Source organism: Arenimonas terrae (assembly GCF_006265115.1).
GTDB lineage: Bacteria > Pseudomonadota > Gammaproteobacteria > Xanthomonadales > Xanthomonadaceae > Arenimonas > Arenimonas terrae.
In genome coordinates this window covers 46,309-59,900 of the sequence record NZ_SMDR01000005.1, presented here as the reverse complement: position 1 = coordinate 59,900, position 13,592 = coordinate 46,309, and the positions used below count along the sequence as shown (strand labels likewise).

Below are 13,592 nucleotides of genomic sequence, written 5' to 3'. Positions count from 1 at the left end.
TCAGGCCTTGCGGGCGTCGAGGATGATCTTGGCCATCGCCGCGTCGCCCTTTTCGATCAGCTCGACCGGCGTGAACGAGAAGCCGGTGAGCACCATCGCTTCGCCCACGCACCACTCGCGCTGCTCCTTGGTGAAAGCGGCGGCGCCGGCGGCGGCGGCCGCGAGCAGCTCGGGCGTGGGCACGGTGTCCTGCGGTTCGGGCGCGCGCTTGCCGGCCTTGGCCGGCGACGCCGCGGCGTCCGCGGCCTTGTCGGCTTCCGCCTTCAGCCAGGCCACGCGCGCCAGCGCCACCGCCAGGCGGTCGCCGCCGTCCTTGAGCTTGGGCACCGCCGTGGCCAGGGCACCGAGCAGGCTGTCGCGCTCGACCACCAGCGCCTTGTGTTCGCGCTCCAGCGCGGTGATGCGGTCGTTGAGCGTCGCCGTCACCTGCTCGAGCTGCACGATCTCGGTGGCCGGGTCGACCAGGGACTTGGCGCCGAGCAGACGCATCACCTTCTCGCTCAGCCGCGCGTGGATCGCCGGGTCGGAGAACTTCAGGTCGCGCGACGCGGTCTGCCAGGCCAGCGCGACCTGGCTGACGGTCTGCGCCTTCTCCGGCGGCAGCGCCTCGTTGACCTGTTCGGCGCTGGCGGCGTTGCTGGCGTTGATCGCCGACTGGATCGCCAGGTCCAGGCGTTCGCACAGCTCGGTCTTCTGGAAGTCGCGCGAGAGTTTGCGCAGCTCGATGCGGCAGTCGATCAGCAGGGAACGCAGGTCCTTCATGGGCCCATTCTATGCCCCTGCGGCGGGCCCGCGGCTAGCGGCCGAGCAGGAACTGCAGCAGGTTGTTCTGGAAGTAGGCGTTGACCGAGAGCTGGTCGTGGGTCTCGCACAGGAAGAAGCTCTGGGCCAGCGGGAAGAAGGCCGAGGGCTGGCCCGCCACGGTCGGCAGGCCGCGGCCGAGCTGGGAGTCCCGGGGCACCAGCATGTCGCCGGGCTGCAGCAGCAGGCGCTCGTAGTCCACGCCCTCGACCCGCGCCTTGACCTGCTCCGGACGGATCACCAGGCGCTCGCCGCCGGCGTCGCGGTCGAGCACGGCCCGGGCCGGGGTGAGCGTGCAGTCGCCGCCGAACACCGCTACCTCGACGCCGTTGGCGCGCACCGGCGCGCTGAGCGCGCGCTGGAACTGTCGGGCGCGGGCCAGGTGGCGCACGAAGTAGGCCTGCAGCTCGGCCATGTTCAGCTCGCCGGTCTGGCGGTCGGGCGCGTCGGCCAGCACCCGGGCCTCGACCTCGGGCGAGAACACCGACCAGCGGCGCACCCGCCAGACGTCGGCGTTGTAGATGTCGAAGGGGATGGGCTTGCCCTCGGTCGAATACACCACCTGCGCGTCCGGATGCGGCAGCGCCTCGAAGGGCGTGGCGAAGGTCACCAGCACCTCCACCGGCACGGTGCGCCAGGCGATCTTGAAACCCTGCTGCAGGCGCTCGAGGCTGGTCACCGCGCCCAGGCTGGGCGTGCCCAGCAGCACCATGCGGCGGATGCGGTGCGCGCCCTCGTCCCAGGGGATGAACTCGTCCGAGGTCAGCACGTCCTTGGGGCCGTAGCGCAGGTAGTAGTTGGCGATCAGGCCGCCGTTGCTGTGCGCCAGGATGTCGACCGGCAGGTCGGGGTCGCCGTAGTCGCGGCGGATCTGGTCGATCAGTTCGTGCAGCTGGCGCACGGCGACCAGGTTTTCCTTGCGCCAGTCGTACAGCAGCACGTAGTAACGACGGCGGTCGTCGCCCGTGACCGGCGTGCCGGGCGTGCCGCGCTTGAAGCGGCCGGCGGTTTCCAGGGTGTCGACCAGGGCGCCGTAGAAGTCGGTGCGCGCGACGCCGTAGAACAGGTCGCCCGGCACCAGGCCGCCGCCCTTGGCTTCGGCGGCCTTCATGCGCGCCAGCTCGCGGTATTCGCTGAAGGCCAGGTTGCCGATGCCGCCGGGCCAGAACTCCTTGCCGGTGTCCTTCTCGACCAGGGTCGAGCCCATCAGGCCATGGATCAGGATGACCGGCGGCTGGTTCCCGTTCTGCGCGTCGGTTTCGTACAGGCGCGCCAGGTCGGGACGTTCGGGCGTGCCCGCGCAGGCGACCAGCAGCAGGGTGCAGACCAGCAGCAGGCTTCGGAACAGGCGCGTCATGCCGCAATTCTCCCATCGTCGCCGCGGCCGGGCCAGGCCGCGGCGGCGAGATCAGCTGTCGGTGTCAGGTCGCCAGTGCGGCCTCCGCTTCGCGCAGCCGCGGATAGTCGGTGTAGCCGGCGGCGCCCGGAGTGTAGAGCGTGGCGGCATCAAGGTCCGCGATCGGCGCACCCGTACGCAAGCGTTCGGGCAGGTCCGGATTGCTGACGAAGGGGCGGCCGAACGCGACCAGGTCGGCCAGGCCCGCGGCGATGTCGGCCTCGGCGCGTGCGCCGTCGTAGCCGCCGTTGAGGATCAGGGTGCCCGGGAACAGGCGGCGCACTTCCGGCAGCAGCTCGGCCGGCACGGTGCCGCCGCCCAGGTGCAGGTAGACGATGCCGCGCTGCGCCAGTTCGGCGACCGTGGCGAGGAACTCCTCGCGCTCGCCTTCGAAGTTGGCCTCAAGGTCGTTGAATGGGTTGAACGGCGTCAGGCGCACGCCGACCCGGTCCCTGCCGATCGCGGCGACGGTGGCGTCGACGGTCTCGAGCAGGAAGCGCCGGCGGTTCTCGCCGTTGCCGCCGTAGGCGTCCGTGCGCTGGTTGCTGCGCGGGTTGAGGAACTGCGCCAGCAGGTAGCCGTTGGCGGCATGCAGCTCGACGCCGTCGACCCCGTGCGCCACCGCCAGGGTGGCCGCATTGACGAAGCTGTCGCGGGCCGCGGCGAGTTCGGCCGCGTCCATGGCCTTGGGCACCGGGTGGTCCTGCATGCCGGCGCTGTCGGTCCACATCTGGCCGGCCGCGGCGATCGCCGACGGCGCCAGCAGGCGCGCACCCGCGGGCAGGTTGGCCGGGTGGCCGATGCGGCCGGTGTGCATGAGCTGGATGAAGAACTTCGCGCCGCCGGCGTGTACGGCCTCGGCGATGCCGCCCCAGGCGCGGGCCTGGGCCTTGGTGAACAGGCCGGGGATGCGGGCGTAGCCGAGCGCGTCCGGCGAAGGCGCGGTGCCTTCGCTGATGATCAGGCCGGCCGAGGCCCGCTGGGCGTAATAATCGCGGACCAGGGCGGTGGGCAGGCTGTCTTCGGCGCGCGAGCGGGTCATCGGCGCCATGACGATGCGGTTGCGCAGGGTCAGGTTGCCGAGGCGGGTGGGCTGGGTGAGCGGGGTGGCCATGTCGGGATCTCCGTGGAGGTAATCGAAAGATGGACCCGGTCATCGGCGCAACAAAGGGGTCGGCTCATAACGTAACGTTTCCGGGATGGAACGCCGCCGTGACGCCACGCCGACGCGTGAAGGCGTGCAATGGCCCCATGCGCCGCCTGTCCGCCCTGTTGCTTTGCCTGCTTCTGGCCAGTCCGCTACTGGCCGGCCCCGCCCCGGCCCAGGACGCCCCGCCCTTCCCCAACTCCCGCTTCGAGACCCTGGACGGGATCCGGGTGCACGTGCGCCAGTGGCCCGCGGCGGCCGGCGGCCGCGGCTGCCCGGTGCTGCTGCTGCACGGCCTGGGCGGCTCGACCTTCTCCTTCCGCGAACTGGCGCCGGCGCTGGCGGCGGCCGGGCATCCGGTCTGGGCCCTGGACCTGCCGGCCTACGGCTACAGCGCGCGGGTGCCGTTCCCGCGCACCGCCGGCGGCGCCCTGGGCCCCTGGCTGCAGGCGCAGGCACCCGGGCCGTGGTGCCTGCTGGGCCATTCGATGGGCACGCGTGTGGTCGCCGAACTGGCGCAGCGGCCGGCGTTCGCGCGCAGCGTGGTCTACATCGCCGGCAATCCGATCCTTTCGCCGCGCGAGCTGCGCAGCCGCGAACGCTTCCGTTCGCCGCGCTTCCGCCGCTTCGTCGCCGGCCTGGTGGAAAGCCGCTACCTGGGCCATCCCGAACGCATCGCCGACCTGATCGAACGCGCCTACAACCGCGAACCACGCCCCGAGGAGGTGCGCGGCTACCTCGCGCCGCTGCAGCGGCCGGGCACCGCGCTGGCCATCCTCACCGGCTATTCGGCCCAGTGGCCGCCACCGGCCGACGCCGCGCGCCTGGACCGCGTGCCCACCCTGGTGGTCTGGGGCGAGGACGACCGCTGGGTGAAGCCCGAAGTGGCCCGGCGCCTGCGCGGCGAGCTGCCGTCGGCGCGCTGGGCGATCATCGCCGGCGCCGGCCATGCGCCGATGGAAACGCATCCGGACGAAACCGCCCGCGCCGTGATCGCCCAGTTCAGCGCCGTCGATCCTCGGGAGGCGCAGGCGGCGCGCTGATCATTCCAGCGCGAGTTCGATGCTGACCTGGCCGTCCTTGGCATCCAGCGGCTTGACCCCGGTGACGAAGACCCGCGTCGGGTCGAGCTCGCCACCGGCCAGCAGCGCTTCCTGGATCGCCAATGCGCGTGACTGCGCCAGCGCCGACACCTCGGCTTCGGCGGGCGCGAATTTCGCCAGCAGCTCGGCGCTCAGCCAGGCCTGCTCGTGCGCCTCGCGCAGCGCCTTGCGCGCGGCGCGGTCGGCTTCGGCGGGCGGTTCGGCGGGGTCGGGGATCTTCGCGCGCTGGTCGAACCGCTGTTTGTAGAGATCGCGCAGCAGGTCCACGCGCGCGCCGGGCTCGAGCCCATCGAGTGCGAACACCTCACCTTCCGGCACCTTCGCCAGGGCCGCCAGCGCGGCGTCGAGGCGCCGCTGCGCCAGCGCCTGCGCATCCAGCGCGGGCACGCCGCCAGCGGGCACTTCGATGCGCAGCTGCGGCCGTTCGGCCAGGCCCTTGGCCAGCGCCGCCAGCGCCTGCGCCTGTTCGGGCGACAGCGCGCCGTCGCCGGGCGCGAACACCACGAACTGCGCGTCCTCGGCGCCTTCGAACAGCGAGCCGAGGAAGGCGAAGGGCGCGGTGACGATCTTCACCACCAGGTTCTTCACCACCTGCCAGACCACCGGGCCGACGCGGAACTTCGGATCGTCCAGCGAGCCGGTCACCGGCAGGTCCAGGTCGATCACGCCGTCGCGGTTCTTGAGCAGGCTGGTGGCCAGGCGGATCGGCAGCGACACCTTGTCCTGGCTGTCGGTGGCGTCGCCCCACTCGAGCTGGTCGAGCACGACGTGGTGGCCGGCCTCGAGCTGGCGGTCGCGGATGCGGTACTGCAGCTCGGTGCTGAGCTTGCCCTTGGCGATGGCGAAGCCGGCGTAGCGGCCCGAATAAGGGTTGAACACCGGCAGGTCGATGTTACGGAACGCGAGCGTCAGGTCGGTGTGCTGGTCGTAGCGGAAGGGATTGAGTTCGCCGCGGATCGTCACCGGCGAGAACTTGTTCACCACGAAGCCGGCCAGGTCGACCTGGGCGCGGCGGTCGGGCGCGCTCGACAGCCCGCGGATGCGGCCGTCCAGCGATTCGATGTGCGCCTGGAAATTCGGCTGGATGAACTGGTCGGCGAAACTCAGGGTGCCGGCGACCAGTCGCAGCTCGTCCACCCGCACCGACATCGCCGGCGCGGTGGTCGGCGCCGCGGTCGGCACGGCGACCGCCGGCAGCGATGCGCCGCCGGCGTCGGGCGACATCACCCGGGCGATGTTGAAGCTCTGGTCGGGCGCGATCACCGCGCGCAGGAAGGGCCGGCGCGCGGTGAGGCTGCGGACGTGCAGCGCGTCGGGCGCCATCGTGTAGTCCAGGCCGGCCAGCTCGAGCCGCTGCCAGCTGACCAGTTCCTGCTTCTGCGCGCGGTCGACGGCGCGCAGGCCGTCGACGGCCGCTTCGCCGCGGAAGCTCAGCCAGGGCGCGGCCTGCGGCGGGGCCAGCACCAACTGGCCGCGGGCCGCGAGCGTGCCCGAATCCAGGTCCACGGCCGCGACGTCGGCCAGGTAGGGCTGCAGTTTCGGCAGCGCCAGGCCGGTGAGCGCGAGCTGCAGGTCGGCCGACAGCGGCGACAGCGTCAGCTGGCCTTCGCCGGCGAGCGTGGTCGTGCCGTCGAGCGTGGCCTGCAGGGTCACGGGCAGCGGCTGGTCCAGGGCCAGGCTCAGGCCGGTGGCGGTGAGGCTGACCGGCTGCAGGTCGAAGCGCACGGCGGGCGAAACCGCGCGGTCCTCGACGTCCAGGCGCGCGCCGGTGATCGCGAACCGCTGCAGGCGCAGCGTCCATTCCGGTGCGGCGGCCTGCACGGCCTCACCCGGCGTCCGTGCGACCGCCGGATCTGCGTCGACGGCGACCGCGGCCTTCGGCGCCGCGGCGGACGCTTCCGGCACGGCCTCGCCGCCGAACAGGCGCGCGAGGTTGAAACCGCCGTCGGCCTCGCGCCAGGCCTGCACCTGCATGCCGTCCAGCGTGAACGCCGCCATCTCGATGCGGCCCGTCGTCCACGACAGCCGCGTGCCCTCGGCCGTCAGCCGCGGCACGGCCACCCAGTCGTCGCGGCCGCCAACCTCGCGCAGCGCCAGGTCGCGGCCCTGGATCGCGGGCAGGCTCGCCTCGAAGCGGGTGCCGCCGTCGAGGCTGAAATCGTAGGTGCCGGCGAGGTCGAACTCGCCGCCGCCGAATTCGAAAGGCAGCTGTTCGCTGAGGAACTCCCACAGGCCGCGCGCCTCGAGCGCGCGGATGCGGAACTCGCCCTGCGAGGCCACCGGCGCCAGCGACAGCCGGCCGGTCCAGTCGAACCGTTCGCCGGCCTCGCTGGCGGCGCTGAGGGTGAAACCGCCGCCCTCGGGCGTGGTGCGGAATCCGGCGAGCTCGAACTGCACCGGCGCCAGCACCTTCTCCGGCTGTTGGCGCCGGCTGCGGTCGGCGAAGTTGATGCGGCCGCGCGAGACGATCAGCCGGCCGATGTCGAGCGCGGGCAGCGGCTCGTCCTGCACCTGCGGCGGCGACGGCGGCACCAGGTCGGCGAGGTTGAGCGAGCCGTCGGGCCGCACGATGGCGCGTGCGAACGGGCCGACCAGGCGCACCGTCTCGAAGGTCCAGGCGCCGCGCCACAGCGACGCCAGTTCGAAGTCCAGGTACAGCCGCTCCAGCGCCAGCAGCGGCTGCTGCGGATCGGCGACCACGAGGTCGCGCACGGTCAGTTCGAAGGTGAAGGGATGCACCTGCACCTCGCCCACCGCCACCGGCACGCCGAGCGCGGCGCCGCCGCGTTCGACGATGGCCTCGCGCACCAGCCGCGGCGCCCACCAGAAGCCGAGGGCCGCGTAGACCAGCAGCGCCAGCGCCAGGGCCGCGGGAATCCAGACGCGCTTGCGCTTGAGCCAGGGCGGCATGGGGGCTTACTCGTTCCGGGGGGCGCCGACATGATGGGTCCGGCTTCGTTAATACGGCAAGACGAGCCCTGCGTTAGGCTGCGGGCACCCGTCGCAAGGAGAGTCCGATGCGTGTCCTTCCCCCCAGCCTGTCCCTGCTCGCCGCCCTGCTGCTGAGCGCCTGCGCCACGCCCGCCTCCGAAGCCGATGCCGGCGCGGCCGCCGGCCCGGAAACGCCCGTCACCACGCCCGCATCCCCCGCCCCGGAGGCTCCCGCCATGACCTGCAGCGCCGACAAAGTGCAGTGGACCCTCGGCCAGGTCGCCGACGAGGCCCTGGTGGCCAAGGCCCGGATCCAGTCCGGCGCCGAGCGCATGCGCGTGATCAAGCCGGGCATGGCGGTGACCATGGACTACCGCGAGGACCGTCTGAACCTCGACGTCGACGCCGACAACAAGGTCACCCGCGCCCACTGCGGCTGATCCGGCCCGCGCCGGGTTATCGTCCCGGCTGGCTTGGGCCGGGGAATCACGCGCGATGAGCAGGGACCAGACCACCGGGCAATGGGCGGCCGTCGCCGCCCTGTTCGACAAGCTGCACGAACTCGACCCCGAGGACCGCGAGCGCGCGCTTCGCCGCGCCGACGTGGACGAGGCGACGCGCGGGCGGGTGCGGCGCATGTTCGATTCGCTGGACGCCGAACCGGATTTCCTGGAACGCCCGGCGCCGGCGGCGGCCGAACCCGCGCCGGTCCCGTACAGTTCGCTTTCGCCCGACGAGCTCGTCGGCGACTTCCGCATCGAGAGGCTGATCGGCCGCGGCGGCATGGGTGAGGTCTACCTGGCGCAGCGCCACGGCGCCGACTTCGAACAGCACGTGGCGCTGAAGCTGATCCGCCCGGAAGCCGCCGGCGCGATGGCGCACTTCGGCAACGAGCGGCGCATCCTGGCCGCGCTCGAACACCCCGGCATCGCCCGCCTGATCGACGGCGGCCTGGCGCCCGACGGCCGGCCCTACATGGCCATGGAATACGTCGACGGCCTCGACATCCTCAGCTACGCGCGCGAGAAGCGCCTGGGCCTGGACGCGCGCCTGCAGCTCTTCCACGAGGTCTGCAACGCGGTGGACTTCGCCCACCGCAACCTGGTGGTGCACCGCGACCTCAAGCCCGCCAACATCCTGGTCACCGAAGACGGGCACGTGAAACTGCTCGATTTCGGCATCGCCCGGCTGATGGAAGAGAGCGGCAGTGCGGCCCAGACCCTGCACCTGCTGACGCCCGACTACGCCGCGCCCGAACAGATCGAGGGCGGCGCGATCACCATGGCCACCGACGTCTACGCGCTCGGCCTGCTGCTGTTCGAACTGCTGGTCGGCGCCTCGCCCTGGCGCCTGCGCGACTCCGCGCTGCCGACCACGCTGGCGCGCCGCTTCGAGGCCGACCCGCCGCCGCCCAGCGAGGCCGCCACCCGCGAGGGCCCGGTGCTGCGCCGCAAGCTCTTCGGCGACCTGGACGCGATCGTGCTCAAGGCCCTGCGCCGCGAGCCCGCCGCGCGCTACCAGAGCGCCTCGCAGCTGTGGAACGACATCGCCCGGCACCAGCGCCGCGAACCGGTGCTGGCGCGCGGCGATGCCCGCGGCTACCGGCTGCGCCGGTTCATCAGCCGGCACCGGGTGGCGGTGGCGGTGAGCGCCGCGGTGATGATCCCCCTGCTGGCCGGCCTGGTGGGCGTGGCCTGGCAGGCGCGCGAGGCCGAGCGCGAGCGCGACCAGGCGCAGCGCGAGATGCGCCGCGCCGAGGCGGTGAAGAACTACCTGATGCTGATGTTCCGCACCGCCGGCGAAAACGCCGGCGCCGGCCCGCTCACCGCCAAACAGGTGCTCGACGACAGCGCCAGGCGCCTGGCCGACCAGTACCGCGACCAGCCGCAGACGCGCGCCGAACTGCTGGAAACCCTGGGCGCGCTGTACGGCTACATGAACGACTACGAGGGCGCCGCACCGCTGCTGCGCGAGTTCCTGGCCACACCCGAAGCCCAGGCCGCGCCGGACCAGCGCGCCGAGATCTCGCTGCAGCTGGCCGAGGTCGAACTGCGCCGCGGCGACACCGCCGAAGCCCGGCGCCTGCTCGATGCCGCCCAGGCCTACTGGAACACCGACCCCGGCCGGCACCGCGTCTCCCTGCTCGGCAGCCGTCTGCTGCAAGCCCAGGTCGAGCGCGAGGAAAGCGGCCTGCCGACCGCCATCGCGACCCTGCGCGCCGCGCTGGCCGAACACGACGACCACTACGGCCGCGCCCACGCCAACACCGCCGGCGTGCTCAACAGCCTGGCGATCGCGCTGCTGCACCAGGGCGAGATCGAACCGGCCGACGCCGCGTTCAAGGACGCCTGGGAGGCCTGGGGCGCCGCCGGCCAGCGCGCGTCCGCGGGCGCCCTGCTGACGCTGGGAAACTGGGCCACCGTGGCGTTCCGCAAGAACGACCTGGCCTCGGCCGAACAGCGGCTGCGGCAGGCCGCCGGCCTTCGCCGCGAACTGTACGGACCGTCGGCCGCACTGGCGGCGATGCAGGCCAACCTCGGCAAGATCGTGCTGCGCTCCGGCCGCGCCGACGAGGCGCTGCCGCTGCTGGAGGAAGCGCTGGCGATGTCGCGCGAGTTCACCGGCGGCCAGAGCCCGCTTACCGTGTCGACGCTGCAGGGACTGGTGGAGACCCGGATCCGCCTCGGACAGCTCGATGCCGCCGAGGCGCAGCTGGCCGAAGCGCGCACCGCCGCGCGGGCGCATTCGGGCGAACAGCATGTGCTCTACGCGCTCTGCGATGGCCTCGAGGCGCGGCTGCGGCTGGCCCGCGGCGACCTGCCGGGTGCGCGGGCGCTGGCGGAGGCGATGGCCGCGAAGTTCGAGGCGCTGGGCCCGGCGGGCGCGCCCTACCAGGCGGAGGTGCAGCGGCTGCGCGGCGAACTGGACGCGGCGGCGCGCCCGGGCGCGGGCGTCACGACACCGGGTTGAGTTCGGTGAACAGCCAGGCCTTGGCCTTGAGCCAGTCGCGGCGCACGGTGCGTTCGCTGATGTCCAGGGCCTGCGCGGTCTCGGCGTCGCTGTAGCCGGCGAAGAAGCGGCACTCGACCACTTCGGCCAGGCGCGGGTCGAGTTCCTGCAGGCGCTCGAGCGCTTCGTTGACGTGCAGGATCTCGTCGTCGGATTCGATGGCGACACGTTCGGCCGCCGACAGCGTGTCGGGCATCAGGCCGCCCCCGCGCTTGAGCGCGAAACGCTCGCGCGCCGCGTCCACCAGCACCTGGCGCATGGCCACGGCGGCGGCGCGCAGGAAATGCTCGCGGTCGTTCCAGCCTTCGACCTTGTGCAGCTTCAGGTAGGTCTCGCTGATCAGGGCCGTGGTCTGCAGGGTCGGCGCGTTGCCCAGGCGCCAGCGTTCGCGGCTGGCGACCTGCTTGAGCTCGGCGTACAGGGCCTGCACGAGCTCGCGGGACGTTTCGCGGCGGGGGGTCGCGTCTTCGGTCATGGCGGCATTGTGTCCCAAGTTGCGCGGGACCGCATTTTTCCGGTCCGGTCTCATGTTTTGAGACGAAAGCGGCCTAAACAGCAGGACAGTCCCCGCCCGGTCCCGCCCATGCCCGCCGCCTCCCTCGCCCGCCTCGACGCCCGGGTGCTCGCGCTCGATCCCGCGGCGCCCGCCGACGCACCGGGCGCCGCGTTGGCGCGCGACAGCCGCCAGCTCGCGGCCCGGCTGCAGGCCAAGTACGGCGACCGCATCACCGGCCACGTGGTGATCCCGGCGCGCGAAGGCCGCTACGCGCCGCTGCCCGACGACCTGCCGCCGGCCCTGGCCGCGGCCCTGCGCGCGCGCGGCGTGTCGCAGCTCTACAGCCACCAGGCCGAAGCCTGGGACGCAGCGCGCGCCGGCGAGCACCTGGTCGTGGTCACGCCCACGGCGTCCGGAAAGAGCCTGTGCTACACGCTGCCGGTGGTCACGGGCGCGATGCAGGCGCAGGCCAAGGCGCTGTTCCTGTTCCCGACCAAGGCCCTGGCCCAGGACCAGGTGGCCGAGCTGCTGGAACTCAACCGCGCCGGCGGCCTGGGCCTGCGCTGCCACACCTTCGACGGCGACACGCCGGGCGATGCGCGTGCGGCGATCCGCCTGCATGCCGACCTGGTGGTGTCCAACCCGGACATGCTGCACCAGGCCATCCTGCCGCATCACACCAAGTGGGCGCAGTTCTTCGAGAACCTGCGCTACGTCGTCATCGACGAGGTGCACAGCTACCGCGGCGTGTTCGGCTCGCACGTGGCCAACGTGATCCGCAGGCTCAAGCGCGTCTGCGCCTTCTACGGCGCGAGCCCGCAGTTCATCCTGTGCTCGGCCACCATCGGCAACCCGAAGCAGCATGCGGAGGCTCTGCTGGAGCACTCCGTGCGCGCGATCACCGAATCGGGCGCACCCACCGGCGAAAAACACGTGCTGCTGTGGAATCCGCCGGTGGTGAACCCGGACCTCGGGCTGCGCGCCTCGGCGCGTTCGCAGTCCAACCGCATCGCCCGGCTGGCGATCAAGGCCGGGCTCAAGACCCTGGTGTTCGCGCAGTCGCGCACCATGGTCGAGGTGCTGACCAAGTACCTCAAGGACGTGTTCGACCACGACCCGCGCAAGCCGGCGCGCATCCGCGCCTACCGCGGCGGCTACCTGCCGGGCGAACGCCGCGAGGCCGAACGCGCCATGCGCGCCGGCGCCGTGGACGGCATCGTCAGCACCTCGGCGCTGGAGCTGGGCGTGGACATCGGCGCGCTCGACGTCGTCGTGCTCAACGGCTACCCGGGCTCGGTCGCGGCCGCGTGGCAGCGCATCGGCCGCGCCGGGCGGCGCCAGAAGCCCTCGCTGGGCGTGCTGGTGGCCAGCTCCGATCCGCTCGACCAGTACCTGGTGCGGCATCCGGATTTTTTCGCCGGCGCCAGCCCCGAGCACGCGCGCATCGCGCCCGACCAGCCGCTGATCCTGCTCGACCACCTGCGCTGCGCCGCCTTCGAGCTGCCCTTCGTCGTGGGCGACACCTACGGGCCGGTCGACCCGCAGCCCTGGCTGGAAGTGCTGGCCGAATCCGGCGTGGTGCACGGCGAAGGCGAGCGCTGGGACTGGATCGCCGACAGCTACCCGGCCAATGCGGTGTCGCTGCGCTCGGTCGCCGACGGCAACTTCGTGGTGGTTGACCGCAGCGACGGCCAGCAGAAGATCATCGCCGAGGTCGATTTTTCCTCCGCGCCGCTGACGCTGTACGAGGGTGCGATCCACATGATCCAGTCCACGCCCTACCAGGTCGAACGGCTGGACTGGGACGGGCGCAAGGCCTACGTCACCCGCACCCACGTCGACTACTACACCGACGCCATCGACTACACCAAGCTCAAGGTGCTCGAGCGCTTCGACGGCGTGCGCGCCGGCGACGGCAGCGCCCAGCACGGCGAGGTGCACGTGGTGCGGCGCGTGCCCGGCTACAAGAAGATCCGCTACTACACGCACGAAAACATCGGCTACGGCCCGGTGAACCTGCCCGACCAGGAGCTGCACACCACGGCGCTGTGGTGGCAGCTGCCGCAGCCGGCGCTGGAGCGCGCGTTCGCCTCGCGCCAGCAGGCGCTCGACGCCTTCCTCGGCGCTGCGCACGCGCTGCACGTGGTCGCCACGCTGGCGGTGATGGCCGAGGGCCGCGACCTGCAGAAGGCAGTGGGCAATGGCGACGGCGCCTGGTTCGCGCAGGGCGACGGCCGTGGCCGCGGCCTGCTGCGCGGCGCCGACGGTTCGCTGGCGGACGCCGGCGCGGTCGAGCGCTTCACGCCGACGGTGTATCTGTACGACAACTATCCCGGCGGCGTCGGCCTCAGCGAACCGCTGTGGCGACGGCAGGGCGAACTGGTGCGGCACGCGCGCGACCTGGTCGCCGCCTGCGACTGCCGCGCCGGCTGCCCGGCCTGCGTCGGGCCGGTACTGGCCGGCGACGAGGCGCGCGGCGCCGACACGCCGCGTGCGCTGGCGCTGCGGGTGTTCGAGCTGCTGGTTTCGGCATGAACGCACTGGCGGAACGCCTGCGGGTGCTGCGGCGGGAAGTGGGCGTTGCGGCGGGTGCGGATCGCTCTTCCCGGCCTTCGGCGGCCGGGGGAGAGGGCGAATCCCTGGGCCCCTCTCTCCTTGCGGAAGAGGGGCTGGGAAGAGGGGCCGCCCTTCGCCAGGAAGTCCCCGAAC

General features: G+C 72.4%; 9 protein-coding genes. 4 read left to right on the top strand and 5 right to left on the bottom strand.

The annotated features are described in order from the left end of the window. From E1B00_RS14935 to E1B00_RS14925, 3 genes are all read right to left on the bottom strand, one after another. Positions 1 to 762: a hypothetical protein gene (locus E1B00_RS14935; protein ID WP_139450272.1), complete on the bottom strand. Its 762-nt coding sequence runs from the start codon at positions 760 to 762 to the stop codon at positions 1 to 3. 34 nt (positions 763 to 796) lie between these two features. Beyond that, the gene (locus E1B00_RS14930; RefSeq protein WP_139450271.1) at positions 797 to 2,158 is read right to left on the bottom strand and encodes an esterase/lipase family protein; all 1,362 of its coding nucleotides are present in this window, start codon (positions 2,156 to 2,158) and stop codon (positions 797 to 799) included. 64 nt (positions 2,159 to 2,222) lie between these two features. Then, positions 2,223 to 3,311 carry an alkene reductase gene (locus tag E1B00_RS14925; RefSeq protein WP_139450269.1) on the bottom strand — a complete coding sequence of 363 codons (1,089 nt, stop codon included), beginning with the start codon at positions 3,309 to 3,311 and terminating at the stop codon, positions 2,223 to 2,225. Between the two features lie 137 nt (positions 3,312 to 3,448). Between E1B00_RS14925 and E1B00_RS14920 the strand changes: the two genes are divergently transcribed. Beyond that, entirely contained in the window at positions 3,449 to 4,387 is a 939-nt protein-coding gene (locus E1B00_RS14920) for an alpha/beta fold hydrolase (protein ID WP_176693287.1), read from the top strand. Here the strand turns inward: E1B00_RS14920 and E1B00_RS14915 are convergent, their stop codons facing one another. Further along, the gene (locus E1B00_RS14915) at positions 4,388 to 7,357 is read right to left on the bottom strand and encodes a DUF748 domain-containing protein (RefSeq protein WP_139450266.1); all 2,970 of its coding nucleotides are present in this window, start codon (positions 7,355 to 7,357) and stop codon (positions 4,388 to 4,390) included. 107 nt (positions 7,358 to 7,464) lie between these two features. On the opposite strand from E1B00_RS14915, the gene E1B00_RS14910 reads away from it, so the two are divergent. Beyond that, positions 7,465 to 7,818, top strand: coding sequence for an I78 family peptidase inhibitor (locus E1B00_RS14910; protein ID WP_139450264.1), 354 nt, complete (start codon positions 7,465 to 7,467; stop codon positions 7,816 to 7,818). Between the two features lie 55 nt (positions 7,819 to 7,873). Further along, positions 7,874 to 10,348, top strand: a complete 2,475-nt coding sequence (locus E1B00_RS14905; protein WP_139450263.1) for a serine/threonine-protein kinase — start codon at positions 7,874 to 7,876, stop codon at positions 10,346 to 10,348. Here E1B00_RS14905 and E1B00_RS14900 read toward each other — a convergent pair. Further along, on the bottom strand, positions 10,332 to 10,862 hold the full coding sequence (locus E1B00_RS14900; protein ID WP_139450261.1) for an ECF-type sigma factor: 531 nt from the start codon (positions 10,860 to 10,862) through the stop codon (positions 10,332 to 10,334). The two genes, E1B00_RS14905 and E1B00_RS14900, sit on opposite strands and share 17 nt — an antisense overlap. 108 nt (positions 10,863 to 10,970) lie before the next feature. Between E1B00_RS14900 and E1B00_RS14895 the strand changes: the two genes are divergently transcribed. Beyond that, a complete protein-coding gene (locus tag E1B00_RS14895; RefSeq protein WP_139450259.1) occupies positions 10,971 to 13,418 on the top strand; it encodes a DEAD/DEAH box helicase in 2,448 nt (815 codons plus the stop codon). Positions 13,419 to 13,592 lie beyond the last annotated feature (174 nt).

Coding starts and splice junctions, on each gene's coding strand:
- E1B00_RS14935 (WP_139450272.1), bottom strand. CDS start 762: ATGAAGGACCTGCGTTCCCTGCTGATCGACTGCCGCATCGAGCTGCGC.
- E1B00_RS14930 (WP_139450271.1), bottom strand. CDS start 2,158: ATGACGCGCCTGTTCCGAAGCCTGCTGCTGGTCTGCACCCTGCTGCTG.
- E1B00_RS14925 (WP_139450269.1), bottom strand. CDS start 3,311: ATGGCCACCCCGCTCACCCAGCCCACCCGCCTCGGCAACCTGACCCTG.
- E1B00_RS14920 (WP_176693287.1), top strand. CDS start 3,449: ATGCGCCGCCTGTCCGCCCTGTTGCTTTGCCTGCTTCTGGCCAGTCCG.
- E1B00_RS14915 (WP_139450266.1), bottom strand. CDS start 7,357: ATGCCGCCCTGGCTCAAGCGCAAGCGCGTCTGGATTCCCGCGGCCCTG.
- E1B00_RS14910 (WP_139450264.1), top strand. CDS start 7,465: ATGCGTGTCCTTCCCCCCAGCCTGTCCCTGCTCGCCGCCCTGCTGCTG.
- E1B00_RS14905 (WP_139450263.1), top strand. CDS start 7,874: ATGAGCAGGGACCAGACCACCGGGCAATGGGCGGCCGTCGCCGCCCTG.
- E1B00_RS14900 (WP_139450261.1), bottom strand. CDS start 10,862: ATGACCGAAGACGCGACCCCCCGCCGCGAAACGTCCCGCGAGCTCGTG.
- E1B00_RS14895 (WP_139450259.1), top strand. CDS start 10,971: ATGCCCGCCGCCTCCCTCGCCCGCCTCGACGCCCGGGTGCTCGCGCTC.